Genomic DNA, 26,409 nt, shown 5'->3' on the forward strand with positions numbered 1-26,409 from the left:
ATCTCTACGCTCCTTTTTTCAACGTATCGGTCAATAAGGTGATCACAAAAGTTGTCTGAGAGCCAGGCTCATCACAACGCAAATGAATATCCCCGCCTAAGGAATGAACAATATCCCGTACGTGAGAAAGCCCGATGCCGGTTGCAGCAAAACCTTCCTGATTGAATTTCGTCGTGAAACCAGGCTCGAAAATCATATCTTTCTCCAGATCAGCAATCCCCGTTCCCGTATCCGAGACCGTCAGAATCGTTTCAGCGCCGCGTCCGTATGCACTTACGTGAATCGTCCCCTGATCTTCGATCGCCTCTACACTGTTGGACAACAGATTATTCATAACCGTCAGCAGAGGAAGATAGTGATCCGAATCGTAATTGATGCGCAAATCAGTGGTGAATTGAATCCGTTTGCCGATCATCCCGCTGTAGCCAAGATTGGATTTTATCGCGAACTCGATAATTTCCGCCAGCCTCATATTCGAGGCGAATTCCCGGTCAAACAGCTTTAATAAGCCGGCAAGGATGCGCTGTGAGTCTTTTTTCACCTCATGGATCTGTTGCGTGATTTCCAAAATCGTGCGGGCATAACTCTTCAGTCCCGAGCCATTCACTCTTTCGTATAAATTGTGGCTTTTGGCTGTCAGCTGCTCAATCGTTTCCATGGACTTACGCAGGTAGAACACCTCGCCATATAGTCCGCTGTTCGTATTCAACATCTGCTCCATCCGCTTCTGCTGCTCACTGTGGAGGACTCTCATCTGATGAATGGTTACGCTGCTGTAGATGCCTACTACAAAGTAGCTTCTTACAAGGGCAGTTACCGAAATATACACTAACTGCTGTGAAAACTTGTAGGGTGTATCGAAAATGACGCTGCGCGCCAGCAGCTCAATCTCATTGGACATGAGATCAATAAGCGATAAGAATACGCCAAGCACGAGGGGATGGAATTTCCCCACTTTCTGCTTTATCGAGCTCATGCCCACGGCAAAAGTTATATAGTATAGCATCGCAGGCAAATGGGTCTGCATGCTCCAGCCAAGCGATACAGCTCCGTGCGTCATGATCCCCGCCTCTATGGAGCGAAACAGTAAAACGGTAATGCCGGTAATAAGGCCTGTATAGATATAAGGCAGATGTTTGAGCAAAAGCAGGCACAGAAGAAAGGTGCTGCTCCCAAGACCGATCCGAAACACTTCGCCGCTGAAGGGCGTTATTTTGAACTCGCCAGCAATTGCTGTCACAATGGCGATGAGAATCATTTGTAGCCCTTCATTTTTCAAGCGTCCCAGCCGATCACCTCCTAGATTAAATCCCATATCTGCTTGCTAATTAGAAGTATACATACGGTAAGAAATAAAGGGCGCACATACGCTGAACCTTTGCGAATTGCCATACGGGAGCCTAACAAAGAGCCGCAAATCATCGCGATCCCCATCGGAATCCCGATTCCGTAGTTGATGGAACCCAACACCATGAACGTAGCCAAGCTTGCTATATTACTTCCAAAATTCAGCATTTTGGCGTTTCCAGCTGCTTTCACAAAGTCAAAACCTAACATAAGAAAAACGAATATAAGAAAGGAACCCGTACCCGGTCCAAAAAAGCCGTCATAAAAGCCTAAGCCGAAAGCGGCACCTCCCATGAGAAGGGCTGTCTTGGTCGAATACTGGCGGAACGTCGAGCTGCTCCCCCAATTTTTCCGAAAAAGCGTGTAAATGGTGATCAGGATCAGCATGACGACGACCAACGGCTTAAGAAAATCCGAAGGAATTTGCCTAAGTACCATCGTTCCGCAAACGGCTCCTGTTAAAGATAAAAAGAATAAGCCTTTTACTGCTTTGAAATCGATATTGCCTGAACGCATAAAGGAAACGGTGCTCGTCAGCGACGACATTGTGCCAGCCAGTTTATTCGTTCCCAGCGCAATAGCCGGTGGCAATCCCGTTGCCAGAAGAACAGGCAAAGCGATCAATCCCCCGCCTCCCACGACCGAATCGACATAGGCAGCCACAAACCCTCCAATGATGACGAACAATAACATTTCCCAACTCAAGTGTAACATGATGTCAATAACTCCTCTTTCCGCTCAAATTCTCTACACCATTCTCGCTTCAAATCTTCGCGCCGCTAACGATAATGCATAATTGACTGCAAAATAAAGCACAGCCACGACAAACAGAATTGGTAAGGTATAGCTATAACTTTGTCCAATTACTATTTTCGCATGATGCATCAGTTCAGGCAAGGAAATAACAATGGCAAGAGATGTATCTTTGAGCAAGGAGATAAACTGGCTGACCAGCGGAGGAACCATACGGCGAAGCCCTTGTGGAATCACGATATGCCAAAGGGTTTGGACATAGCTTAACCCGGAAGAACGGGCGGCTTCGATCTGCCCTTTGTCGATGGAAGTGAGCCCGCTTCGCACAATTTCTGCAATCATCGCCCCTTCAAAAAGCGTTAGCGCCACAATCGTCGCATTCATCGGGCCAAGCTTAATGCCGACATCCGGCAGGGCAAATCGGGCGAAAAAAATGATTAGCAGCAGCGGCAAGTTGCGAAGCAGCTCTACGGCTATGCCTAAAATAGGTGAAACGATGGGCAGCTTCGTATAACGAATCGTTCCCACGATGCAGCCTACAAGAAAGCTAAGAATGATGGAAATCAAGGCAACTTTTAGCGTCATGTAAAATCCTTCGAGAATAAATCTCATATTATCCACTGAGAAAGCATGCAAAATATCCATTCATTCACCCCCTCGCCAGCTTACGTTCCAGATACAAGGCGCCGTAGCTTAACGGCAGCGTTAAGAGCAAGTAAAGAACAGCGACGAAAATATACGTATCAAATGTGGCGTACGTCTCGCTGGCTATCATATCCCCGAAATACATAAGATCAAGGCCCGCAAACACCCCTAGCACCGACGAATTCTTAACCAGGTTAATAAACTGGTTGCTCAGTGGCGGTATGACGATTTTGATCGCTTGCGGAAGGACGACATGCCACATCGCTTGTCCGTAGGTCAGCCCGGAGGACCTTGCAGCTTCCGATTGACCGAGCGGCACTGACATAATGCCGGCGCGGATCGCCTCGGCGATGAAAGCTGCCGTGTACACCGTCAGCCCCAAGGTTCCGCATACGAAGCCGCTCAAGGTAACGCCAAGGGAAGGCAAACCATAAAAAAAGACAAAAACGACGAGCAATAGCGGAATGTTTCGAATGAACTCCACGTAAGCCGTACCTACCCACTGCAGGGGTTTTACCGAAGAGATCCGGCATATGGCGATTAGCGTCCCCAGAATAAAACTGCCGATTAAAGCAATGAGACTAGCCCAGATGGTGTTAACAAAGCCCTTCATAAAGATATCAATATGGTCGGTGAAAATTGAGAAATCCGGCATCGGCTTGTGCCCCCCTCATAGACAGAAAATGGGCAGCTTGCGGCCACCCATCTGATCTTGGTTATTTGGATGGCGCCTCGCCGATCCACTTCTTATAAAGCTTGTCGTATTCGCCGTTTGATTGCAGCTTCTTCAGGCTGTCGTTGACCACGGTTTGAAGCGCTGTTTCGCCTTTTTTCATCGCGATGCCGTAAGGCTCATCCGTGAACGGCTCACCGACGACGGCAAAGTTCGGATCCTGCGCCACCATGCCGTAGAGGATCGCATTATCTGTGGTCAGCGTGTCCCCTTGCCCCGCTTTGAGGGCGCTGAAGGCATCTTGGTAATTATCGAACTCCAGTACCGTTGCCTCCGGTGCTTTGGCTTTAATGTTTCCAACGGATGTAGCGCCTTTTACCGCCAGTACTTTGGTGCCTTTTTTAATATCGGCAACCGATTTGATCGGGCTGCCTTTCTTCACAAGCAGGGACTGTCCCGCTTTAAAATAAACATCGGAGAATTCAACCTGCTTCTTGCGCTCGTCCGTGATCGTCATCGTGGCGACAATCATGTCAATCTCCTTGTTGTCGAGCATCGGGATACGCGTCTTGGATGTTACTTCCTTCAGCTCGATTTTCTTCTCATCGCCGAGAATTTCCTTCGCCAGCGCTTTGGCGATGTCCACGTCGAAGCCTTCGACTTCGCCGCCTGTCGGATTTTTCAAGCCGAACAGCTTCGTATCGTATTTGACGCCAACGACCAGCTTGCCTCTGCTCTTGATCTCATCGAGAACCGATGCCCCTCCTGCCGGCTTGGCCGTGCTTGGCGCGCTCGCACTTGCTGCTGGCGAACCTGCTGGCGTACTGGATGCGCCTCCCGTTGTGGATGTTGAAGCACACCCTGCCAATGCGAATACGGCTGTTAACATCACGATAAAATTCCACTTTTTAGCTATCATATAAGTTCATCTCCTCATTATTAGTGGTTTAGAACGCGGGATTAGTGATTCAGAACAAATATTAGTGATTCAAAACGCGAGGTTAGTGACGCAGAACGATTATTAGTGATTGAGAACGCGGTTGAGAAATAGTCGTGCCCGCTCTTCTTTCGGATTGACGAAAAACTCCTCTGGAGGCGATTCTTCGACGATTTGCCCTTTATCCATAAAAACAACGCGATCCGCCACTTCCCGGGCAAAGCCCATCTCGTGCGTGACCACAACCATCGTCATTCCATCATGCGCCAGCGCCTTCATGACGTCCAGCACCTCGCCCACCATCTCTGGATCCAGCGCCGATGTCGGTTCGTCGAAGAGCATAATTTTCGGCTTCATCGCCAGCCCTCTGGCTATCGCTACCCGTTGCTGCTGACCGCCCGAAAGTTGCGAGGGATAACTCCCGGCTTTGTCCTGAATGCCTACCTTCTCAAGGTAGTACATCGCCGTTTCTTCCGCTTCCTTCTTCGGTAGGCCGAGCACCTTCATGGGCGCAAGCGTGATGTTATCGATGACTTTTTTATGCGGATACAGATTAAAATGCTGGAAGACCATCCCAATGTCACGGCGCAGCTTATTGATATCCGTCTTTCTGTCGCTGACTTTACGCTCGTTCACGGTCAGTTCGCCGCTGGTGATCGTTTCCAGTCGATTGATGCATCTGAGCAGCGTACTTTTGCCTGAACCTGACGGACCGACGACGACGACAACTTCCCCCTGCTGGACCTGAAGATCAATTCCCTTGAGCACATGAAAATCGCCGTAATGCTTCTCTACTTGCTGGAATGAGATCAATGGAACCCCCCCTTCACTTAAAAGCTTAACCATGTAAACTATTTGTCATGTTAACTTACACTTGATGTCTTTAAATCTTAATGTCAAACTATGGAATCTTATACAATCCGACATGGGACAGAAAAAAGATTTGAAATTTTTGTTAAGGCGGGGTGCCGGCCTATAGTATGCTTAACCGTCTCATCGGTGGGTGAAACAGTGGGGGTTGTGGTGGGGACGGCGAAGACGCGATGGCGGTGGAGCGCGGGGCGGGACAGCGGAGACGCGGTGGTGGTGGAGCGCGGGGCGGGACGGTGGAGACGCGGTGGTGGTGGAGCGCGGGGCGGGACGGTGGAGACGCGGTGGCGGTGGAGCGCGGGGCGGGACGGCGGAGACGCGGTGGTGGTGGAGCGCGGGGCGGGACGGTGGAGACGCGGTGGCGGTGGAGCGCGGGGCGGGACGGCGGAGACGCGGCGGCCGCGAACGAGACTACGGCCGGTGGGGGCTTCGCCTAGGCGGGCGGCTGTGATTATAGTGCGGAGGCTGAATGATGGGAACTACGATCCTCTATTTGTCTGGAAAATTGCGATGTGGCAGCCTGGAGGGAACTATGGTCCTCTATTTCGCCGATTTCTGTTTAGACCCCTAATTGAATTGGAGAGTACCTAGGGAAATGAGGTACTATTAAATAAAGGGGGCTGAACGGAATGAGACAACGAAACAACGCATTCAAAGATGTTCGTAACAAAGTGGCGCAAGAAGCTTTAGCCGGAATTAAAGTTGGAGTTCTTGCAAGGAAGTATGACGTCTCACCAAAGACCATTCGAAACTGGGTAAAAGAGTTTCAAGATGAATTTGGAGCAGACGCCCTACCTACGATCGACGAACGCATTAACGACTCCAAACGATTGGCTGAGCTTGAAGAAAAATACAATCGAGCTTTAAAAGCATTGGGGGAAAAGGAACTTGAGAATGAAGTTCTGCGTGAGCTCGTAAAAAAGACGAGCCCTGCCTCAGTGATCGACTCCACGTTGCACAAACGTTTATTGGGCAGGGAAACGCGGTAGTTACAATACTAGAACTTACTGGAGTCGCTTCTTCGACGTACTACGACAGGAGAAAGTCCGAGCAACGAACCACGACGAAGAAAACAATCGCAGTACTTCCTGGTAGACCCGTGACAAATTACTCTTTTACGCACTCAGGTGAAGCCGTCAGTGATGAGCAGATCGAAGAATGGCTGATGGAACTCGTTTCCGGTGAAGAGCATAGCTATGGCTACTTGATGCTGAATGAATGCTTGCGTATCCAACACAATCTGGTCATCAACAAGAAGAAAACGTACCGCCTATGCAAGAAGCTTGGCATCCTTCATCCGCAGCGGCGAAAGAAGATTCATTATCCACGGAAACTGGCTCGTAACCACACGATCAAACGTTCAAACCAACTCTGGCAGCTCGACATTAAGTACGGCTATGTGGCAGGTTATGACCAGTTCTTTTACATGGCGGGCATCATTGATGTGTTTGACCGCAGTATCGTAGGATACCATCTGGGCTCTAGCTGCGACGCAAAGCAGGTCTGTCAAGCAGTAAGAACTGCCCTACGTTTACGTTTAACAGATGTTGAGGAAATGCCCATCATACGCACGGACAACGGTCCGCAATTCGTTAGCAAAGCATTCGGCGAGCTCTGTGAAGACGAGAAGATTACGCATGAGCGAATACCGCCAAAGACGCCAAATATGAATGCCTACATTGAATCTTTTCACGCAACACTGGAGCGAGATTTACTCACGAAAGAGGTTTTTGGTACATTCCAGGAAGCATACGACGCCGTTGAAACGTACGTTAATTTCTATAACAATAGACGCATGCACCAAAACCTTGGTAAACGATCCCCAGCTGCATTCATGCAGTGGGCAAGTGCCCACCCGGATCAGTTAGCCGACTACATTCGAGCCGTCTAAAAGAAGAAAACGAACGGAAAGAAGAAAGAAACAAAGGATTTCTAAGAGCAACGTTACTTTCGCTAACAACTCTCCGGAATTAGGGGGTCTGACCGATTTAAGCGGAATGGCAACAACGAGGAAGCGGATAAGACCCTGTAGTTCCGCTCAACTGCAGAAAACAGCCGATTTGGAACAAATAGCGGCTTGTAGTTCCCTTTGCAGGGGGTAGCTATAGCAAAAGGAAAAAAGACCGTTAGGCATTCAGCCTGACGGTCTATCTACGTTGTACAAAGTGCAACAATAAAGGCGGAATTTGACTCCGGCGCCTCTCTATATTGTACAAAGTACAATGTTTTGGGCTGAAATGTCGTTTATTTCAGCCATTTCGGGCAAGTTCGTTGTACTTAGTACAATGAACTGCGAGTTTTAAGGCGCGGAGCACCTCTTATGATGCATAAAGTGCAATGTAAGAGGGGTGCAGCGGCGCATTCGGCAAACGTTAGCGATGAAAAGCAACGTTACTGAACAAGCGCGGGGGCATTTTACCCACCCCCACAGCGTTAAGCTAGTTTTACGACGTTAGCGCAGACACGTGACGCATTCGGCAAACGTTAGCGATGAAAAGCAACGGTAAGACCAAGCGCGGGGACACTTTACCCATCCCCGCTGCGTTAAGCTTGTTTTACGACGTTAGCGCAGACACGTGACGCATTCGGCATACGTTAGCAATGAAAAGCAACGTTAAAGACCAAGTGTGTGGCTTTTTGCCCCATTCCCGCAGCGTTTAGCTTGTTTTACGACGTTAGCGCAGACACGTGACGCATTCGGCAAACGTTAGCGATGAAAAGCAACGGTAAGACCAAGCGCGGAGACACTTTACCCATCCCCGCTACGTTTAGCTTGTTTTACGACATTTGCGCAGACACGTGACGCACCCAGCGTCACCTCTCCGGAACGACGGTGTACGCCGTCGTCCCCCCCTTTCTCCGCTCCACAAGGGTAGGGATTTGCTCAACGCCGCTGATGTCCGTTCGACCATTGTCATGCTTCGTCAGGGTGAGCGACAGAATCATGCCCCGAACCGTGTTCGTCCCCTTCGTCAATTTCGAAGATACAAAATTCCCTAAAGAAGAAGCAGCGACGCGCGTTTGTTCTACGCCGTATTTATCTTTCATCACGGCCTGAGTGACCGGATGAAGCACATGCGGATGCGCCCCTAAGACGACGTTCACACCTTGCCTGAACAGGAATTCCATCCATTTTTTCTGGCTGCTATCCGGGTAATTTCTATACTCTTTACCGAAATGAAGACAAGCTATGATAAAGTCTGCCTTCTCCTTCATCCCCCGAATATCCGCCTTCATCTGATTCGCATTGAACCGATTAACTAGCCACCTCTGCGGTACCGGTATGGCATTGGTTTTCTCGGTATAGGCTACTATGCCGATACGCACGCCTTTCACATCCACGATCAGCGGCCCTTGCGCTTCTTTCGCAGAACGTGCCGTTCCCGTGTGCTGAAGCTTGTGCGCATCCAGAACCTGCAACGTTCGTTTCACCCCGCTGCGCCCGCCGTCCATACAATGGTTGTTGGCTGTCGTCAGGACATGGAACCCCGCCTTTTTCAGCGAACCTGCCAGCTCATCCGGACAATTAAAAACAGGAAGGCCTGTTTTTGGATTTCTCCGTTCTCTAGGGCAGTTGCATTTGGGGCGGACGCCGGGAGAGCCCAACAGTCTTTTGCCGGAGAAGGTCGTCTCCAAATTGCCTAATGCCAAATCATGCGCTTTCAAAATGGGAGCAACCTCTTCGAAAATAGGGTCAAACGCATGCCCTTCCGGCCTTCTGGCTGCAGCAATAATTTCACTTTTCATCAATAAATCTCCGACAGCGGCAATCGTAACTTGGATCAACGCCCTCACTCCTCTCTTGAGCACAATATTCAAGAAAAGGAGATGACGCTTGTAAAATGGGCGGCACAGCAAAGCACAAAAAGACAGTCCGATGCTCCCCATCGAACTGTCCCAATCCAACCCCAACCCTAATCCAGCAATCCCGCCGGCAGCCTGGCATCCCAATCTCTCGGAATCGGCAGGCCAAGCACATGAAGCGCGACCGCCGCCGTGTCCATAATCGACAGACTGGACAAGTTGGCCTCCGGATTGATGCCAGGACCTCGGCAACCCCAGAAAATGGTCATATCCCGCGGCGCGTCACTCCCATGATTGAAGGCATCCAAACCACCGCCGCCGTGGTCGGTGGTGATGATCAACAGGCTGTCTTCCAGCATCCCCGCCTCCAGCAGCGCTTTGCTGATCTCGCCGATCTGCTTGTCAGCACGCGTAATCGCCTTCAGGTATTCCGTGGAATCCTCACCATACCCATGGCGATGGCCGGCAGCATCCACATCATCCAGCTGAACGAACAGGAGCTCCACTCCCGGATTTGAACGAAGGTACGCCCCGATAGTAGGAACCAGTTCTTCATCCGGAGCGGCGTATTTATTCATGCCTTCAATGTCTTCAATTACGCCGGTAATAATGGGTTTCCATGAAACGAATGCAGCCATTGTACTATCAGGTTTTGCTTCTCGCAATATCCGGAAAATAGAGGGCGCCATGGAATCCACCGGATAGCTTCGATTCTTTTGAATATGTACATGAGACTCATGCCGATTCGGCACGACACCATGCAAAAGCGATCCCCAGCATTCCCCGCTGTTGGAAGGATAGACGGTGCGAGCCAGGTGTGTTTGCACGCCTCCCGCAAGCAGAATATCCAAATAAGGGGTCTGCGCCTCACGGATGAATGTTCCCGCACCATCAATACCTAGAATAATGACACGTTTGATATCCTTTTTTGATACCATCGTTCTCACGCTCCCCGCTTTACCCTAAATCAGGTGAATCCGTCAGTACAACTACCGGTCCTTGTGTACGATGCAGTTCGAAGACGATGATTTCATTGCTGCCCTTCCGCAGTAACGGCGCCGGTACATATAACGTCCGCTGCGGGCCTTTTTCCCAGTAACGGCCAAGATTAAAACCGTTGATCCATACAACGCCTTTGGACCATCCGTCCAAACGGATGAAGGTGTCTCCGGCCTCTTCAACGTGAAACTCCCCGCGATAAAAAGTCGGGCGCTCCTGATTCTGCGTTTCATCCTGCTCTACATTTTTCACTGTACGCACGAACGGAATGGCATCTACTTTGTCCAGTGGCAGTGGATATATCGTCCAATCGAACAAGAATTGATTGTTGAAGCGAACGCCTTCTGTAATCCCTTTGTAGTCCTTCAATTTCGGTCCGTAGTTAACGCGGCCCATGTTCTCAACCACGATGTCCAGCCTCGCGCCTTCGGCAGGAATGTCCAGCGGGAGAGGACGCGGGTCCCAACGCTCAATTGTACCTTGGTAGACACCGTCCAAGAAAATTTGCGCGCGATCGTGCACCTCTTGCAGGTGCAGCTTTTCCCCGGTCCGCGGACCGGATACCTGTGTTGAATAAACGATGAAGCCATAGCTTTGGCCCAACATCTCCATCGGCTCCGGGCACGTACGTCTAACAGGTGTGGAAAGCTGGGCTAGCTGCCCCAACAGATCTGCTTTCTCTGTTAAGGCTACGCGGCCGTAGCTTTTCTTCGGAATAGGCGCCGGGAATGGAGGGAACTCTTTCTCGTCCTTCTCGAGATAGCGAGCAATGACGCTGCGGACGGCACGAAATTTCTCCGTTTCATCTCCGCACTCTGAAAGAGGTGAATCGTAGTCATAGCTCGTAATCGTCGCTTCGTATTTCTCCCCAAAGTTCGCACCGTTGTAGAAACCAAAGTTCGTTCCGCCATGGAACATGTAGAAATTCACAGAGGCCCCTGCGCGCAGCATGCGATCAAAGACATCCGCGACCTCACCCGCATCTCGCGTGTGGTGCGGCTTCAGCCAGTGATCGAACCAACCGTTCCAATACTCCATGCACATGAGCGGCTCATCCGCACGGTATTCACGGAATTTCTCGAACGCTTCCTCCGGTCTGGAGCCGAAGTTAACGGTCGCAAGCGTGCCGGGAACCGTTCCTCCTTGAAGCATACCGTCTTCCGGACCATCCGATGTAAACAACAAAACATCAACGCCGCGCTTCGTCAGACCCTCCCGTAAATACGCAAGGTATGCCGTGTCGTTGCCGTAGCTGCCATACTCATTTTCGATTTGCATCGCAATGATCGGTCCGCCATTGGTGCTTTGTAACCGGGTTAACCTAGGAATTAATTCATCATAATAGCGATCTACTTTCATCAAATATGTAGCATCCATGCAGCGAAGCTTCATATACGTGTATTGCAGCAGCCACGCCGGCAACCCGCCGAATTCCCACTCCGCACATATGTATGGACTTGGCCGAACGATCACGTGAAGTCCGAGCTCGCCTGCAAGTGTGATGAACCGCTCAAGGTCCGCAATGCCATCAAAGTTATAGACATTTTCCTGCGGCTCATGCAAATTCCAGGGTACATAAGTCTCTACAGTATTAAAGCCGCACGCTTTAAGCTTTAGAAGCCGATCTTCCCAATACTCAGGGACTACACGGAAATAATGGATGGCTCCGGACAAAATTTGAAAGGGTTCCCCATCTAAAAAAAATTGTTTATCTCTGGCTTGTAAAATGGCCACAATGATCCCTCCGGATGATGAGTACTGTCGGATAATTTTATAAATTTACCTACTCTCATCTTCGCTGAAAGGATCGTGAATCTCCATCGCCAAATGGATCATTTTCTATACCAAATGTGCCAAATGCCATGGTATGATGGAACAAACAATGAGGACAAACGGGAGGAACGGCGGATGGAACAACAGTTGGAGGATTTGTATCGATTCCCTAATATTATCAATACGCTTCAGGTGACCGGCTGCCATTTTGGCTTGAAGCCTCCAGGGTGGCACTACACCAGACATCATCACCATTTGTTCGAGCTGCTGTACTGCGTGGAGGGTGAAGTCGCTCATGAAATTAACCGGGATAGGGTGACGATGCAAGCGGGAGACTGGCTGCTGATCAAGTCCGGCGTCAGGCATCAATCCTCCAACACCACCCAGGCGGATTACGGTTTCTTTAATGTACATTTCGATCTCGATGACCCCGAGATTCGCAGCCTGCTCTCCCAGGCACCCTATCGGCTCATCCGGCACAAAGAAGCGGAACGAAGCAAGCTCCGCTTCTACGTTGGCGAACTTGAAGGTGTGATGCAGCGCAACCACACGGCTGCCGAACCCTTATCTTTGCGTTTCGAGGATAAGCTGCTCCTGCAGTCGTATACGCTGCTCATCATACACGACGTGCTCCTGCTATTTCGTGAACACGGCTCCTCTCGCGGGCAAGGAACCGCTGCCGAGAAAGATCCTTCGCTTTTCACCACCGATATCGCACACATGATTGAAGAGAAGCTCGCGCTCGGTTTATGCGAAGAAGCAACAGTAGCCGGGGTCGCCAAGGAGATGAACCTAAGCCGCAGCCAATGCAGCAAGCTGTTCTCTAAGGTATACGGCCTTTCCCCCCGCCAGTATGTCAGTCAGCAGAAGCTGAAGCTGGCCAAAGAACTGCTCGTCACGACCCATCTGCCGATGACGGACATCGCGGAGAAGCTGGGTTTCCACTCGGCCAGCCACTTCTCCCGCCAATTCCGGCGCTGGACCGGCCAGTCGCCGAGTGAATTCAAGCCGAGACATCATTCGACGAACTAGTTAATAATGCCATGAGAAACAATATCCATACTGACCGAAACCTTGAAATCCACTTCGGGGTATGTTTGATCCCAATCGAGCTCTTTCCACTCCTTCGGATGGAAAGCGATCATATCCCTTCCGATGCCCAGTGCATCGGAATGCGCCTTCTGGAGCTGCTTGCAGATCCCTTGCGCCTCTTGCGTGAGCAGCTCAGAAAATCGTTTGTTTAGCTGCTCAATAAGCTGCTTGTCAATGCGATTGTTTTTGGCATGTTCGGTGATGATCGCTTTCAACTTCAGATGCAATTGAACCTGAACTTGTCCAGATGAACTAACCGCAACCTTTTTGCTGCGGCTCGACTGGATGATGTTCAGCGATACGTGCTGCGACACGTCGCTTTTGCCCTTTGTTTCTTCCACCTTTCTCGTGACGATACAGACTTCTGCTTTCTTGCCATTCATTAAAAGGAATAGGGAAGATTGTTCAGGTGTGAGAGAGTAGCCCGTATACTTTCTCTTACTAAGAAGCCCTACCCCTTCGATGACAGCTTTATCTTTGTCCGTCTCGCCATCTCTGGCATTTTCTCTCCTTAGAATCGGAATGACGCCATCTTTCCCTCGATCATGAAGAAGAGGGTAAATGGAATGCACGGTTACGAATGGAATGACCGTTTCGTACTGGGCGCTTTTAATGATTTTGCGCAAGTACTCCCCGGATGTCGCGGACCCGATGCGGTCCAGTCGAATCAAATCCGCAGCTTCGCCATGGACGATTGCCACTTTGGCCAGCATAGGATCGTTTGAGTTGCGAAATGTGGCGTCCAGGAGGTTCAGAATATCCGATTTCGCCAGCTTATCGCAGATGAGCATAACTTGATTTTTGGAAGTACCGATGGGCCCTGCGATTTGCAGGCCGATTTTTTTATACAAGGACTCCTGCAGCGTCGGTCCAGTTGCGGTCAACACCTCATGAATGGGAACGGTTCTTTCCTTGCCTCCGGGAGATTGAATGGTGACGGTGGTCACGATTTCATTTTTCTCGTTCGTATCCAGAGAGGTTGCATAAATAAGCTGCAAATTTTTTAAATCGGAATGATAGCTGCACCCGGAAACCAACAACAAAACAACGATCAGCCAAAATAGCGCCAAGCGATTCACAGCTGCTGTCCCCCTTTTTTGCCTTTTAACCAAACAATCAAGAAAAGCAGAACGGGAAGTCCGATCGCGATGAAGCTCTCGAATTCCGTGACCTTCTGTAAGAGGGCAAGCCTTTTTTCCGAACGCCACGCAAAACCGACCAAACAGACTAAGGGAACTAAATAATACATGGCTTTTCTGTGTTCATTGTTATGAAACCAATATCCGAACCCTTTGCCTGCGGCATACATGTAGCTAATGAGTGAAGCTGTCACTTTGACCAACCAGACGGAAAGGAAAATCAAATCCATCCGTTCCAGAAAAGGTAGAGAAATCCCGTTCAAAAAGTATGGAACAGGCTGCGGGATGAAAGGAATCGACTCGGGACTGAAATTCAGGAAGCACAGCAGAACGACAACCAAAAAGAACAAGGTCGCCATCGTGTTGGCCCACAATACAGGTGTCAGTATGCTCTTGTCTTTGGATTGCACGTCGGAGGAGACGATCAGGAACAGCTCGAAACCGAGGAAAGTGATCACGGAACTTTTCACTCCCGCTATAATGGCTGTCCAGCCCTTCTGTCCGATAGGCAGCAGATAGCGATAATCCATTGTGTAAAAGCTGGTCAGCATCATCGCTACCATTAAGATGAGCAGAAAGGTAACCATTGTGTGATAACGCGCAATGATGGCCAATCGTTCTTTAGCAAAATAGAGCAATATGATAAAGTTGGCTGCAATGACGAGCCATGGATTGGTAAACGGCAATATCCAGAGCTCGACAAACATCATTTCCATCAGCAAAACCAAACAGGAAAGAAACAGAAAATGGAAGGTGTAAAAAGCATTGACCACATTCCCCATCCATTTGCCTAGAATAAGCGGCATAAACTCATAGAAGTTTTTCTTTGGAAATCGTTGGCACAGAGCGGCATAAGTAATTAGAAGCACATTGACGCATACCCCTGCCAGTATGACGGAAATCCAGCCGTCTTCACCGGCAGCTTGATGCAAGACATAGGGGAAAGACAACACGCCGATGCCTACCTGAGTTTGCAGGATGAAAGCAAATAATTGCATTCTGCTCATGACACCCTCCTATCCGAGGCTTTCCTGCGAAAGATTCGCTTGGGGAGCTGAACGAGCGTAGTCAAGATTCTACGCGGTTGGAATGGCGTAAATGGGTAAAAGTAAGGGACGCCATACGTTTCAAGCTTGCTTAAATGCATGAACAACAGTGAAAAGCTGAAGGCAATCCCGGCAAAGCCAAGCAGCAAAGAAGCGATCATGATCGGGAAGCTGACCAACCGAACCGCGAGGCGCATTTCATGAGATGGCAGACTGAAAGAAGCAACGGCGGTCAATGAAATAACGACGATCATCGTCGTGGATACTAATCCGGCGTTGACCACTTCACTACCGATAACCAGACCTCCAACAATGGACAAGGTCGACGCAATAGACTTCGGAAGCCGGATAGCCGCTTCTCGCAGCAGTTCGAGCACGGTAATCATAAACAGTGCTTCAATGAGGGGATTGAAAGGAATATTTTCTAAAGAAGCCTTCAAGGAAAAAAGCAAATCAATCGGCAGCACTTCGAAATGATTCGAGACGATGGCAATATAAACCGAAGGAAGGGCCAAACCGATCATTACGCTAATAAACCGGAGAAAGCGAAAAAAAGTCCCGTTCCACCACCGGACATTGAAATCGTCTGCAATTTGAAAAAACATAAAAAACGTGACCGGAAGAACGACCGCAAACGAACTGCCATCGACCAGCAGGATGACTCTGCCTTCCATCAGATGGGATACGGTGGTGTCGGGTCTTTCGGTATACAGCATCTGCGGAAATGGCGACCACCAACTGCTCTCCAAACGATTCAAAATTTGTCCGGGTGATTTAATAAATACATCCTCATTCGTCAAAAGTCTGGCAATCACTTCGTTAACCACATGGAGATCCGCAAGCTCGCTCATGTATAACAGCTTGACACCTGTCGGGCTTTGCGCGCCTAAGGTGAAGTCTCGTTCAACCAGATTGGGATTCTTGAGCCGTTTGTGAATCATCTGCATGTTAACGTCTGCGTCATCAATAAAACCATCATGAGAACCGCGAATGACTTGCTCATTCTGGGATTCCGTGATGCTGCGCTCCATGTTGGCGGCAACATCGGCAAGAATAATGTCCGCGCGTTGATTGAGCAGAATCGCACATTTCCCCTGCAGCATCCCCGCAGCCGCCATCTCCAAATCGGTGGCGATTTCGATATCAAGGATGGGAAGAATATCCTCCAAAAGCCCCTCTTTGGATTCGAGCAAAGGCCTCAAAACATCCGACTGCAGCTTGTCCCGATTGGTAGCCGCGTTAAGATAAAGAATCGCACCTTGAACGCCCTGCAGGCGAAATTCCCTGGTGCGAATGTCGTCGGAGGAGTGAAAGCATTCGAAAAGCTTACGCATATTCGTCTTAATCTCTGTAGAGATTTGGAATGAATTTTGTGGCAATTCCATGCTTCTCCCTCCCGCCTGTTCACCATGCGGTTAGTATTTGCCAATTTCTTCATCTTATCCAATAGAAACAAGACGATCATAGCTGATCGCCTTTTCTGAACTGCCCTGGTGTGATCCCCTCGTAACGTTTAAACACACGAATAAAGGTATTGCTGTTCGAGAACCCGGCTTTTTGCGTAATATCCGTAATCGTGTCATCGGTGTCCATCATTAATTTCTTCGCTAATTGGACGCGCTGCTTGTTGACGTAATCAATAAAGGTTTCACCCGACTGCTCTTTGATGAAGCGTGACAAATAGGGAGCATTCACTTCGAATTTCAACGACAGCGAGGTTAGACTGAGATCCATATCCGCCAAATGCTCGTCGATATAGCTGAGCACATGATCCTTCAGATTCGTATTATGGCTTTTCTTTTTGGAGTCCACGTAATCGCAGACCGTTTTCAAAAATTTATAAATTTCATCTTCAATTTCCGCAAACGATTCACACTGGGTCAATTGTTTAATTAACGCATGCTTCTCCACGGCCAGTTCATTCGGCCCCTGATCCAGATGCTCTATCGCTTTCAGAATCGTACCGATCAACTCAAACATAAGAAGCTTGCCCAACTGCAGCGACAGCGTACCGTCGGACACATTCGTGACAATCAGCTCGCTGACCGCCTCCATAGCCTCCTCGTACTGCCCCGTACGGATATGATTGATGAGCTGACGCTCCATATCGAGCGGATAATACAGCTCATTCTTCGGTCGTTTAATCCGGTCAAACGGAATGATTTGGCTCGGGCCAATAACGAATTTGTACTCCAGCGCCTCCAACGCCTCATCGAACCCGTGCGGAATTCCGGTCAGCGTCGGATGAATGTCACTGATGCCAATCGTCAGCTGAATATAAAATTTCCCCTGAATCACTTCCTGCGCCACTTGTGCAGCATCGATTAAATCATGCTTCGCCTGCGCCTCATCCTCATGTTGGATATTAACGAGGAAGGCGATCATGCCGTCCACTTCGGTCGTAAACACCGTATGCTTGCGGCCAAGCAGTTCCTCCGTGATGTTCGTCACAATGTAGTACACATACTGCAGCTTGGATTCGCTATCCCGCGAGCCGTTGTCATTGAACAAAGCGGAGTAATCGCCGATATGAAAAAGCAAAACCGCAAAGCGGTTCGTCTCAAACCGCAGGTCAAACGATGCCATCGATTGCGCGAGGGCTGAGCCGCTCTCGACTCGGCCTTTGAGGAGCCGCGCCAGAAAGTGGCTGCGCAGCACGTCTTGCTGCTTCCGAATGGTCGTATTCGCCGTATCTTGGAAGGCCGCATTTTCCGACATGAAAGATTGCAGCAGCAAGAACTCGTCCTTGCTGTCCTGCATGTTCGATTTAACCTTGGGAGACACCAAATCCACCATGCGGCGAATCGGCATATAGTGCCTGCGCGTCAACCAAATGGACATCGGGCCGCCGACGAAAATACACAGGAATAAGCCTGCATATATCCAGCTGCGCAATTGGCTGACTTTCGCCGCATATATTTTCGTAGGCACAATCGAGACATATTTCCACTCATTTTCAACGGAGGAAACGTAGGAAACCGTCACCTCTTCCTTGTCCCATTTCTGGCTAAACGAACCTTCTGCTGAGGACGAAATCTGCGCCAAATCAAGATCGGAAACATGCCCCGGCTCGCCTGCGATCATCATCGGCTTGTTGCTTGAGTCCAGAATCAGCACAATACCGGCCTGGGCCAGCTGAATGTTGGAGATGGCTGCTTTCAGACGCTCCGCATTGAGCATAACCACTAGCGTCGCCGGCGCTTCATCGGCATTCTGAATAGGCAGAGACTGCATATACACCATGTCATCTTCGGCTAATTGCAGAAAATTACCGAAGTAGATCTTCTCCATGCTGTCGCTCCACTTTTTGAAGGTTATTCCTTTATTAGGCTCGTGAAGCAATTGGAACAGCAGATCGTCCTGATTCATCGTCGAGGTGGTCACACCGAAATGCTGCTTTTTCATATACACATACAAATCGTTGATATCCCCGTTGGATGCTGCATAGGAACGAAGAGATGTGATGAGGTCGAGCGTGTCGATTTTCACTTGCGAGCTGTTGAATTCCGTTTGATTCACATATTTAATCACTTTCGGGTCCAGAGAAAGCTGCAGACCCATCCGTTTAATATCCTTAAATTGATTATCCAGAGATTGCTTCACCTGATTGAGCAGCGCTTTATTGGAGCGGATGACCTCTGAGTGGAGCAAATGCTGCGATTGAAAAAGTACCAACATCGTGATGACAATGGGGATACAAAGTATGGTTAAGTTTGAATAAAGCCAAAAAAGAAATACGCTCCGCTTCATGAAAGAAGCCCCTCCCCTACTCATGCTGTATGCGCATTATCCCATCTTCTTCCCCCAATGTACATCTACGATTCTTGCAGCATCATCATTTTTTATTGTTTTCCTGCCCATTTAGCCGAAAACCCAAATAACCCGCCCTCTTTTCGAACATCCAAAAAGAGAACAGGTTCTGGTTGTATTATTCTTTAATCGCTCCGACCATAACACCTTTTACGAAATATTTCTGTAAGAATGGATAAGCAATGAGGATCGGTAACGTCGCAACCATGATCGTTGCGTATTTAATGCTTTCTCCAATCGCTTGCGTATCGTTCGCGTTCCCCGTTCCTGTGGTCATCGAATCCGTGCTGTTCTGGACGAGAATCTCACGAAGAATCAACTGCAGCGGGAATTTCTCCCGATCATGAAGGAATAGCATCGCATTGAACCAGGAATTCCAGTGTGCTACACCGTAGTAGAGCACCATGACGGCAATAACCGGCATCGACAAAGGAACCACGATCTGGAACAAAATGCGCCACTCGCCTGCACCGTCAATCTTGGCCGATTCCATCAACCCTTCCGGAATGGCTTCGAACGACGTCCGCATAATAATTAAGTTCCACGTGGATATGGCTACCGGCACGATCAGCGCCAGATAGCTGTTGCCCATGTGCAAGTAATTGTTGATTAGCAGGTAAGTTGGGATCAACCCCCCGCTGAAATACATCGTGAACACAATGCTGATCATGAGGAATTTACGCAAAGCAAACTTTCTGGACAGTGCATAAGCGCCTAGTGTTGTAAAAAACAGATTAACCGCCGTACCTAGAATCAAAATTAAAAGTGTATTTCCATACCCGGTCAAAATGTTCGGATTCGCAATCACCTTTTCGAAGGCGCTTAAGTTAAAACCTAACGGCTTAAGAAGCAGCCCCGTATGCTGAATTAGCAGGTTTGAGTCGCTGATAGAGGCCATGAACACATAGTAGAACGGGTACACGGTGCAAATAATTAACAAGATCATAAGAATCGCATTACCGATATCGAATAGACGCTCAGTTGCGCTTAATTTCATCGTTCGTTTCCTCCTGAGAGCTTTTCGTAAGAAAAGCCGGCGTCATAAGATTAGGCTACCACAACCGGCTGCCCGAGAATCGGCGGGATATGCTGTTAGCGCTAATAAGCAAGGCAAAGTTAATCATCGATTGGAACAGCCCTACAGCCGTCGTATAGCTGTAATCATTCCCTTGGGCAAGCCCTTCCCTGTAAACAAAAGATGAGATCACATCCGCCGTTTCATACGTATTCGGATTATAAAGCAGGACAATCTTCTCGAAGCCGACTTCCATCAAGCCGCCGATCCGTAGAATGAGCAGAATCATGATCGTCGGGATGAGCCCTGGCAGCGTTACGCTCCAGATTTGGCGGAATCTTCCCGCCCCGTCAACACGAACAGCTTCGTACAGCTCGGGGTTAATCCCGCTAAGCGCAGCCAAATAAATAATGGATGACCAGCCCAGCTCTTGCCAAATCGATGTGGAAACGAAGATGGTACGGAAGTTCTCCGCATTATTCATGAGCGCTGAATCCTGACCGCCAAAAAACATAATGATCGAATTCACAATGCCGCCGCGGTTTGTAAAATCTATAATCAATCCAGAGATAACGACAATGGAGATAAAATGCGGCAAATAGGAAATCGTCTGCACGATGGACTTGAACATCTTCTGGCGAATTTCATTGAGCAAAATCGCGAGAATAATCGGTGCCGGGAAGCCAAAAATCAGATTATAAAAGCTGATTAAGAACGTATTGCGCAGCACGCGTACAAAATAATAGCTTTGAAAGAAATCTTTGAAATGTGCAAAGCCGACCCAATCACTGCCCCAGATCCCTTTGGCCGGGCTAAAATCCTTAAAAGCGATCACCGCTCCGTACATCGGGAAATATTTAAAAATGAAGAAGTACAGTGCAACCGGCAATACCATCAGGTAGATTGCGCGATTTTTTCTAATGTCGTCGAGTAGACCCCGAATGGAATTCGCCATGTTCTCACTTCCTTACGGATGTATTAAAAAGGGGAGGCTGAGCTCCCCGTACTCCAGCCTTCTATTAACGTTTGTTGTAACGATCCGTCGCCGCTTGGTAAATCTCAACCGCACGGTCAATGTTCATCTTTTTCACTTGCTCCATCGTTTTATCGTAGTCTTCTACTTTCACAGTGCCCATTACGACTTTCGTGATTTGTTCCGTCAGCAATGTGCTGACATCATTCAGAATCTTCGCAGACTCTTTGGCTTCATCGGTCGAGAGAACAACTGGCGGAAGCATAACTTTATACGCGTTGTTCGCATATTTGGCATACAGCTTCACGGCATCTTTTTGTGCTTGCAACTGGTAGTACTGATCGTTGTAACGGTCATCATCCAAACCGGAGAAACCGTAGTTTGCGATAAAATATTTGGCCATTGCTTGGGAAATCGGCAGGTTGTCCGGGTTTTTCAGGATCAAATCCGTGTACTTCGGCTGACCGTCGGCTTTGGTATACGTTTGGCCTTCTACGCCGAAGTTTTTGAGCATTGCTCCTTCGTCACTGTACAGATAGTCGATGGCTTTGACCGTTTCTGCCGCATGTTTATTGGAACTTGTAATAACCGTTCCGATATTGTCATATTCCCATGACGCTTGCACGAACTTCGGCTCGTCGCCTTTTTTCAGAACCGGATACTGCACAGCCGCCAGCTTCGCTTTCGGATCTGTTTTCTGAAGCGCCGGTGTGTACGTCCCGATACTGCCGCCGATGAAGCCATAGAATGCGCCTGCCTTACCGGAGGTAATTTTGGCATCCATCGTTTTCGTATCATTCGAAGCGAAGTCCGGATCGATCAGACCTTCTTTGTACCATTTTTGCATCGTCGTCAAATATTGCTTAAACTCCGGCTGGGTAGGGCCGAATTTCACTTTGCCGCCATCGATATAGAAAGAACTTGCATTGGCAATCGTCGACATGCCCGCAACCCCATAGGCGCCTGCGAAGTCAGCGAAGGACAGCGGATAGCTTTTGTTCAGCGTGAAAGGAATTACGCCTTTCTTCTCTTTGAAAGCCCTCAGTACCGTTTCCCACTCATCAACCGTTTCCGGCGCTTGCAAACCAAGCTCTTCGAGCCAATCTTGACGAATGACCATACCGCTAAACGTTTTGTATTGGCCGTATTCGCCGACCTTCAAGTGGGGCAGCGCGTAAATATCGCCGTTGTCCGCTTTAATTTGCTTGGCAATCTGCGGATTGGCATCCAGAATTTTTTTCAAATTCGGGGCATTTTTCTCAATTAAATCGTTGAGTTTAATGATCGTGCCGTCTTTGAACATTTTGGCGGTTCCACCCTGCACGCTATTCCAGTTCCAAAGCATCGAATCCGGCAAGTTATTAGAAGCAACCATCACGCCGTACTGTTGAACATCATCCTGCGGCGTGTTTCCGGAGGAATGCTGGAAGTCAAATAACACATTCGTCTTCTTTGCCCATTCCTGAACCATAGGAAGCTCGTTCAAGCTTTTGACAACCGCTTTCGCGTTGGGATTCATCGGTGTCCATAAGGTCACTTTCACAGGATCTTTGGAAACGGATGCCGTTGTAGCCGGCGATGCGCTTCCGTTTGCTTCTTTGGTTGTCCCTGAATTGCCGCAAGCTGCTACTAAGGATAGTACGAGCGCGGAGGCAAGTACAGGAAGTACTTTGAATGCTTTATTTCTTTTCATAGAAACACTCCCCTGGTGATTATTGATGATTTGGCGCTAATGCCATATGCGGATTAGCCTGTGAATGAAGCATACATGGTGAAGGTAGAAGCCGTATATCGCTTATTTTTCAGTCATATTGTTTTCTTAAGAAAGGTTATCGCCTCTTTTTGTAGCATCTTCATTTTATGAGAATTCCCTGAAGAACAAAGGAAAAATCGCCACCTCCCCGCTATATGCAAGCGGTTCAGTAGCGATTATGAGATGACTCGGGGTTATTCGCCGATCAACACTTCAATGCCCAGCGCTTCGATGGTGTCGATCCATTCTTTCGGACAGCCGGAGTCCGTGATCAGCATCGAGATTTCATCCAGCTTGGCCACTCGGGCGAATGTCGACATGCCGAATTTGGAATGGTCCGCAACCAGAATCGCCTCTTCCGCCCGCTGCATCATTTTTCGGGAAATGACCGCTTCGGCCAAATGAAAGTCGGTAATCCCATCGGCAAGTGAAATACCGCCAACCGAGATGAACGCCTTGTTCACCTTAAATTGATCCAGCATCTGATCCGTCAGGGAGCCCGTGGCTGCTTTGAGTTCCAGACTGACTTCTCCGCCCAAGAAAATAATTCGGCCGCCAAAAGTCTCCATCGCCAAATTAAGAACAGGGACAGAGTGCGTGATCAAGGTAACATTCGTATGATCCTTCAAGTAAGGCAATATCTCGAGCGTTGTCGTACTGTTATCGAGCATGATCGTTTCCCCGTCCTGCACGATGGAAGCAGCCGCCTTGCCAATCGCCGCTTTCTCTTTCTTCATCATTTGCGTCCGTCTCAGAAAAGGCGGCTCGACAAGCTCCATGCGCATTTTGACTGCGCCGCCGTACACTTTGCGAAGTTTGCCTTCCTTCTCCAAGCGATCCAAGTCCCTCCGGACTGTTTCGGTCGAAACGTTGAGGAGCTCAGACAAATGAAGAACCTGTACTTTTCCTTCCAACTCCAAATGATTCAGGATCTTCATCCTGCGATCCTCGAATGTTAATGACATAAATAACCTCCTGCCTATGACCGATGATTGCAACATCGTGATGTTTCATGTTGTTTTCATCTAGTGTATAAGTCGGAGGTTAGCCTGTCAACGCGATGCTAGAAGGCGGTGATTAATCTTCTCTGGCTTATTGATGATCCAGCTCAGAACCACTATTTATAAGATGAAATGAAAAGTAAATGATTTGTAAATTTCTCATTGACAGTTTCAGAGCATCGGATATACAATTGTCAACAAACAACAACATTTTAATATAAAACCACACAAAAACAACACTCTCACAAAAAAACATGGAGGGCTACACTTATGCAGCATCAACTTTTCTTTCGTGAAGACCAAACCTTTACGATTACCCAATTTACAGATTTACATTGGATTGACGGCGGTACCCTCGATCAGAAGACGCGAAGGCTGATGGAAGATGTGCTGGATGCAGAGAAGCCTGATCTGGTTGTATTTACAGGCGACGTTATCTACACCGGATACGTGACTCCCGGCGAACCAGGGTGCGAACAGCCGCTGGAAGCGTTGCGGGAAGCCGTCCACGCCGCTGAAACGCGCGGCATCCCCTGGGCGGTTGTATTCGGCAACCACGATACGGAAACGATGATTACGCGTGAAGACCTCATGCAAGCCGTGTTGGAACACCCACATACCGTGGCACAGCGTGGCCCGAGTGATATTCACGGCACAGGCAACTACGCGTTATCCATTCAAGGCGCTGACGGAGAAGCCGCTGCTGCCCTGTATTTTTTTGACTCGGGCAACCAATCCCCCGTACCGGACATCCAAGGATACGATTGGATTCGCAGCAGCCAAATCGGTTGGTATGTTGAAGCTTCGAGAAATCTGCAAGCAGAAAATGCTGAACAAACCTTACCAGCACTGGCTTTCTTCCATATCCCGCTCCCGGAATATAAACAAGTCTGGGACACAGAGATTTGTTATGGCAGCAAGCATGAACCTGTGTGCTGCGCACCGGTTAACTCCGGCCTCTTTGCAGCCATGGTGGAAAGAGGCGATGTCATCGGCACCTTCTGCGGCCACGACCATGTCAACGACTATCGGGGCAAGCTGCATGGCATTGAGCTTTGCTATGGCCGTGCTACCGGGTATAACACGTACGGCAAAGAGGGCTTTCCCCGCGGCGCACGGATGATCCGGCTCCGCGAAGGGGAGCGTAATTTCGAAACCTGGCTGCGTTTAGCCGATGGCACAGTTGTGAGCGAGCAGGCTGAGCATGCGCCAGGCGAATAATTTTACCGATTTTGTTTGGAGATGATGGCTTGGTTATCGTATCAATCTTACTTGTCATAGCTTCCGGCTTAACCCATGCCATTTGGAGCTTATTCACCAAAAGCAGCAATAATAAAAGTGTCTTCCTCTGGTCGATCATTATGGTGACCACCGTGGTTTTGCTTCCTTTTTTGATTAGAGAATTATGGCTTCATCCTTTATCCTTATCTTCTTACGGGCTTCTGCTCTTGTCAGCGGCTTTTCAGAGCGTCTATGCGCTGCTCTTGGCACGCACCTACAATATGGGCGATTTGTCTCAAGTATATCCGATTATGCGAGGCACCAGCACCTTATTCATTCCTATTGTCGGCGTTTTGTTCCTTAGAGAATCCTTATCCATCTACGGCTGGCTTGGGCTGCTCTTAATGCTCACTGGCTTCCTTGCACTCAGCGGCATCTTCACAGGCAGACGAAAGAGCATCGCCTCAGCCGGGTGCATCAAACCATTTCTGATGGCCCTCTGCGTAGGCTTATGCACGACCTGCTACGTCTTCGTTGATAAATTGAATTTGCAGCATATTTCGGCCATTTCCTTGCTCGAGGTGACGAATATTGGGTTCGTTGCTGCGCTGACACCGATCGTCATCGCTTCCAAGCAGCTGCGGCTTGAATGGAAGCTCAACACCCGCATTATTTTGCTCGGAGCCATCTTGAATCCGGGGTCTTATTTGTTGTTTTTATTCGCCATGAAATATGCGCCTGTCGCCCATATCTCACCGATTCGGGAGATCGGCACTGTTTTTGCCACCATCTTAGGCATTGTCGTCCTCAAAGAAAAGCAAGGCAAGAAGCGGATCGCCTGCTCCATTCTCATCACGCTCGGTATTCTGCTCATTGGATTCTTTGGTTGACTTTCTCATCAACGTCCCTTAAGATAAATGTCAGTGAGTACTGACATTGTTTCGGAAGAGGGATGTCCATGAACAGCACCAGCAGCAAGATTGGCAGCAGCGATCGACTGCTTTTATCCGCACTCAATTTGATTGCCGAAAAGGGCTACAACGGGGTAACCACACTAGAGATTGCCACCGCGGCAGGCCTCAGCGAGAAGACGTTATTCCGTCATTTCGGCAGTAAGCAGAAGCTGCTTGAAGCGGCTTATGACCGCTATCATTATGCGGAGGAAATGAAGAAGCTGTTCGCCGAAAAGCTGATATGGGAGCTCGAAACCGACTTGCTGCTCATAACAAAAACCTATCACGAGATCATGAACCGCAATCGGAAAATGATTCAGATCTCGCTCAAAGAAGACGGACAGCTGCCGGGATTCCGCGAGCGTACCCAGAAGCATCCACAGCAATTACTGGAATTTCTAACCGAATATTTCACCACCATGGCAGATCAAGGAAAAATCATCCCCGATAACCCGGAGCTTCATGCCTTCTCCTTCATGATGATGCAATTCGGAGCGTTCATGAATGATCTTGACAGCCGCACGAATTACTCCAGCATCAAGTTAGAACCATTCGTACTTGAGAGTGTAAAAGTGTTTACTAGGGCATTACAGCCCTAGTTTTTT

The 26,409-nt window shown here is 48.9% G+C and carries 23 protein-coding genes; 6 read left to right on the top strand and 17 right to left on the bottom strand.

All coding sequences use genetic code 11. The features are described 5' to 3' along the window. Positions 1–4: 4 nt before the first annotated feature. From ACKTT9_RS35320 to ACKTT9_RS35345, 6 genes are all read right to left on the bottom strand, one after another. Entirely contained in the window at positions 5–1,258 is a 1,254-nt protein-coding gene (locus ACKTT9_RS35320; protein ID WP_407869677.1) for a sensor histidine kinase, read from the bottom strand. A gap of 41 nt (positions 1,259–1,299) precedes the next feature. Beyond that, the gene (locus ACKTT9_RS35325; RefSeq protein WP_407869678.1) at positions 1,300–2,061 is read right to left on the bottom strand and encodes a TSUP family transporter; all 762 of its coding nucleotides are present in this window, start codon (positions 2,059–2,061) and stop codon (positions 1,300–1,302) included. 33 nt (positions 2,062–2,094) lie between these two features. Next, on the bottom strand, positions 2,095–2,745 hold the full coding sequence (locus ACKTT9_RS35330; protein ID WP_407869679.1) for an amino acid ABC transporter permease: 651 nt from the start codon (positions 2,743–2,745) through the stop codon (positions 2,095–2,097). A gap of 4 nt (positions 2,746–2,749) precedes the next feature. Further along, the gene (locus ACKTT9_RS35335) at positions 2,750–3,400 is read right to left on the bottom strand and encodes an amino acid ABC transporter permease (RefSeq protein WP_315952979.1); all 651 of its coding nucleotides are present in this window, start codon (positions 3,398–3,400) and stop codon (positions 2,750–2,752) included. Positions 3,401–3,461: 61 nt separating this feature from the next. Further along, complete coding sequence (locus ACKTT9_RS35340) at positions 3,462–4,337, bottom strand: glutamate ABC transporter substrate-binding protein (RefSeq protein WP_407869680.1); 876 nt, start codon at positions 4,335–4,337, stop codon at positions 3,462–3,464. A gap of 102 nt (positions 4,338–4,439) precedes the next feature. Continuing rightward, positions 4,440–5,168 carry an amino acid ABC transporter ATP-binding protein gene (locus ACKTT9_RS35345; protein ID WP_407869681.1) on the bottom strand — a complete coding sequence of 243 codons (729 nt, stop codon included), beginning with the start codon at positions 5,166–5,168 and terminating at the stop codon, positions 4,440–4,442. 686 nt (positions 5,169–5,854) lie between these two features. Here ACKTT9_RS35345 and ACKTT9_RS35350 point away from each other — a divergent pair. Further along, positions 5,855–6,214 (top strand): transposase, encoded by a 360-nt coding sequence (locus tag ACKTT9_RS35350; protein WP_127458802.1) that lies wholly within the window; start codon positions 5,855–5,857, stop codon positions 6,212–6,214. Positions 6,215–6,219: 5 nt separating this feature from the next. Next, entirely contained in the window at positions 6,220–7,116 is an 897-nt protein-coding gene (locus ACKTT9_RS35355; protein ID WP_407873177.1) for an IS3 family transposase, read from the top strand. 923 nt (positions 7,117–8,039) lie between these two features. On the opposite strand, the gene ACKTT9_RS35360 is transcribed toward ACKTT9_RS35355, so the two are convergent. From ACKTT9_RS35360 to ACKTT9_RS35370, 3 genes are all read right to left on the bottom strand, one after another. Further along, positions 8,040–9,011, bottom strand: coding sequence for a CapA family protein (locus ACKTT9_RS35360; RefSeq protein WP_407869682.1), 972 nt, complete (start codon positions 9,009–9,011; stop codon positions 8,040–8,042). Positions 9,012–9,139: 128 nt separating this feature from the next. Then, entirely contained in the window at positions 9,140–9,967 is an 828-nt protein-coding gene (locus tag ACKTT9_RS35365; protein WP_407869683.1) for an alkaline phosphatase family protein, read from the bottom strand. A gap of 19 nt (positions 9,968–9,986) precedes the next feature. Further along, a complete protein-coding gene (locus tag ACKTT9_RS35370) occupies positions 9,987–11,762 on the bottom strand; it encodes a beta-galactosidase (protein WP_407869684.1) in 1,776 nt (591 codons plus the stop codon). Between the two features lie 75 nt (positions 11,763–11,837). Here ACKTT9_RS35370 and ACKTT9_RS35375 point away from each other — a divergent pair, with 75 nt between their 5' ends. Further along, positions 11,838–12,833, top strand: coding sequence for a helix-turn-helix domain-containing protein (locus ACKTT9_RS35375; protein WP_407869685.1), 996 nt, complete (start codon positions 11,838–11,840; stop codon positions 12,831–12,833). On the opposite strand, the gene ACKTT9_RS35380 is transcribed toward ACKTT9_RS35375, so the two are convergent. From ACKTT9_RS35380 to ACKTT9_RS35415, 8 genes are all read right to left on the bottom strand, one after another. Next, positions 12,830–13,972 carry a Ger(x)C family spore germination protein gene (locus ACKTT9_RS35380; protein ID WP_407869686.1) on the bottom strand — a complete coding sequence of 381 codons (1,143 nt, stop codon included), beginning with the start codon at positions 13,970–13,972 and terminating at the stop codon, positions 12,830–12,832. The two genes, ACKTT9_RS35375 and ACKTT9_RS35380, sit on opposite strands and share 4 nt — an antisense overlap. Beyond that, the gene (locus tag ACKTT9_RS35385; protein WP_407869687.1) at positions 13,969–15,039 is read right to left on the bottom strand and encodes an endospore germination permease; all 1,071 of its coding nucleotides are present in this window, start codon (positions 15,037–15,039) and stop codon (positions 13,969–13,971) included. The genes ACKTT9_RS35380 and ACKTT9_RS35385 overlap by 4 nt, the downstream gene beginning before the upstream one ends. Further along, positions 15,036–16,463 (bottom strand): spore germination protein, encoded by a 1,428-nt coding sequence (locus ACKTT9_RS35390; RefSeq protein ID WP_407869688.1) that lies wholly within the window; start codon positions 16,461–16,463, stop codon positions 15,036–15,038. The genes ACKTT9_RS35385 and ACKTT9_RS35390 overlap by 4 nt, the downstream gene beginning before the upstream one ends. Positions 16,464–16,539: 76 nt before the next feature. Next, positions 16,540–18,828, bottom strand: a complete 2,289-nt coding sequence (locus ACKTT9_RS35395) for a helix-turn-helix domain-containing protein (RefSeq protein ID WP_407869689.1) — start codon at positions 18,826–18,828, stop codon at positions 16,540–16,542. A gap of 178 nt (positions 18,829–19,006) precedes the next feature. Beyond that, positions 19,007–19,885, bottom strand: a complete 879-nt coding sequence (locus ACKTT9_RS35400) for a carbohydrate ABC transporter permease (protein WP_407869690.1) — start codon at positions 19,883–19,885, stop codon at positions 19,007–19,009. 55 nt (positions 19,886–19,940) lie between these two features. Further along, positions 19,941–20,858, bottom strand: coding sequence for a sugar ABC transporter permease (locus ACKTT9_RS35405; RefSeq protein WP_127458127.1), 918 nt, complete (start codon positions 20,856–20,858; stop codon positions 19,941–19,943). Positions 20,859–20,922: 64 nt separating this feature from the next. After that, on the bottom strand, positions 20,923–22,569 hold the full coding sequence (locus tag ACKTT9_RS35410) for an ABC transporter substrate-binding protein (RefSeq protein ID WP_407869691.1): 1,647 nt from the start codon (positions 22,567–22,569) through the stop codon (positions 20,923–20,925). 254 nt (positions 22,570–22,823) lie between these two features. Next, a complete protein-coding gene (locus ACKTT9_RS35415; protein WP_407869692.1) occupies positions 22,824–23,594 on the bottom strand; it encodes a DeoR/GlpR family DNA-binding transcription regulator in 771 nt (256 codons plus the stop codon). A gap of 306 nt (positions 23,595–23,900) precedes the next feature. Here ACKTT9_RS35415 and ACKTT9_RS35420 point away from each other — a divergent pair, with 306 nt between their 5' ends. The 3 genes from ACKTT9_RS35420 (at position 23,901) to ACKTT9_RS35430 (ending at position 26,403) form a co-directional block, all read left to right on the top strand. Then, a complete protein-coding gene (locus ACKTT9_RS35420) occupies positions 23,901–24,851 on the top strand; it encodes a metallophosphoesterase family protein (RefSeq protein WP_407869693.1) in 951 nt (316 codons plus the stop codon). 29 nt (positions 24,852–24,880) lie between these two features. Beyond that, a complete protein-coding gene (locus ACKTT9_RS35425) occupies positions 24,881–25,741 on the top strand; it encodes an EamA family transporter (protein ID WP_407869694.1) in 861 nt (286 codons plus the stop codon). A gap of 68 nt (positions 25,742–25,809) precedes the next feature. Then, positions 25,810–26,403: a TetR/AcrR family transcriptional regulator gene (locus ACKTT9_RS35430; RefSeq protein ID WP_407869695.1), complete on the top strand. Its 594-nt coding sequence runs from the start codon at positions 25,810–25,812 to the stop codon at positions 26,401–26,403. The last annotated feature ends 6 nt before the right edge of the window (positions 26,404–26,409 follow it).

It is taken from the genome of Paenibacillus sp. P36 (assembly GCF_045866505.1).
Lineage (GTDB): Bacteria > Bacillota > Bacilli > Paenibacillales > NBRC-103111 > Paenibacillus_E > Paenibacillus_E chondroitinus.

What these genes read in the sequence shown, in the direction of transcription:
- ACKTT9_RS35335 (WP_315952979.1), bottom strand. Translation starts at nt 3,400, where the DNA reads ATGCCGGATTTCTCAATTTTCACCGACCATATTGATATCTTTATGAAG.
- ACKTT9_RS35395 (WP_407869689.1), bottom strand. Translation starts at nt 18,828, where the DNA reads ATGAAGCGGAGCGTATTTCTTTTTTGGCTTTATTCAAACTTAACCATA.
- ACKTT9_RS35325 (WP_407869678.1), bottom strand. Translation starts at nt 2,061, where the DNA reads ATGTTACACTTGAGTTGGGAAATGTTATTGTTCGTCATCATTGGAGGG.
- ACKTT9_RS35420 (WP_407869693.1), top strand. Translation starts at nt 23,901, where the DNA reads ATGCAGCATCAACTTTTCTTTCGTGAAGACCAAACCTTTACGATTACC.
- ACKTT9_RS35400 (WP_407869690.1), bottom strand. Translation starts at nt 19,885, where the DNA reads ATGAAATTAAGCGCAACTGAGCGTCTATTCGATATCGGTAATGCGATT.
- ACKTT9_RS35430 (WP_407869695.1), top strand. Translation starts at nt 25,810, where the DNA reads ATGAACAGCACCAGCAGCAAGATTGGCAGCAGCGATCGACTGCTTTTA.
- ACKTT9_RS35385 (WP_407869687.1), bottom strand. Translation starts at nt 15,039, where the DNA reads ATGAGCAGAATGCAATTATTTGCTTTCATCCTGCAAACTCAGGTAGGC.
- ACKTT9_RS35410 (WP_407869691.1), bottom strand. Translation starts at nt 22,569, where the DNA reads ATGAAAAGAAATAAAGCATTCAAAGTACTTCCTGTACTTGCCTCCGCG.
- ACKTT9_RS35390 (WP_407869688.1), bottom strand. Translation starts at nt 16,463, where the DNA reads ATGGAATTGCCACAAAATTCATTCCAAATCTCTACAGAGATTAAGACG.
- ACKTT9_RS35350 (WP_127458802.1), top strand. Translation starts at nt 5,855, where the DNA reads ATGAGACAACGAAACAACGCATTCAAAGATGTTCGTAACAAAGTGGCG.
- ACKTT9_RS35365 (WP_407869683.1), bottom strand. Translation starts at nt 9,967, where the DNA reads ATGGTATCAAAAAAGGATATCAAACGTGTCATTATTCTAGGTATTGAT.
- ACKTT9_RS35415 (WP_407869692.1), bottom strand. Translation starts at nt 23,594, where the DNA reads ATGTCATTAACATTCGAGGATCGCAGGATGAAGATCCTGAATCATTTG.
- ACKTT9_RS35340 (WP_407869680.1), bottom strand. Translation starts at nt 4,337, where the DNA reads ATGATAGCTAAAAAGTGGAATTTTATCGTGATGTTAACAGCCGTATTC.
- ACKTT9_RS35330 (WP_407869679.1), bottom strand. Translation starts at nt 2,745, where the DNA reads ATGGATATTTTGCATGCTTTCTCAGTGGATAATATGAGATTTATTCTC.
- ACKTT9_RS35405 (WP_127458127.1), bottom strand. Translation starts at nt 20,858, where the DNA reads ATGGCGAATTCCATTCGGGGTCTACTCGACGACATTAGAAAAAATCGC.
- ACKTT9_RS35320 (WP_407869677.1), bottom strand. Translation starts at nt 1,258, where the DNA reads ATGATTCTCATCGCCATTGTGACAGCAATTGCTGGCGAGTTCAAAATA.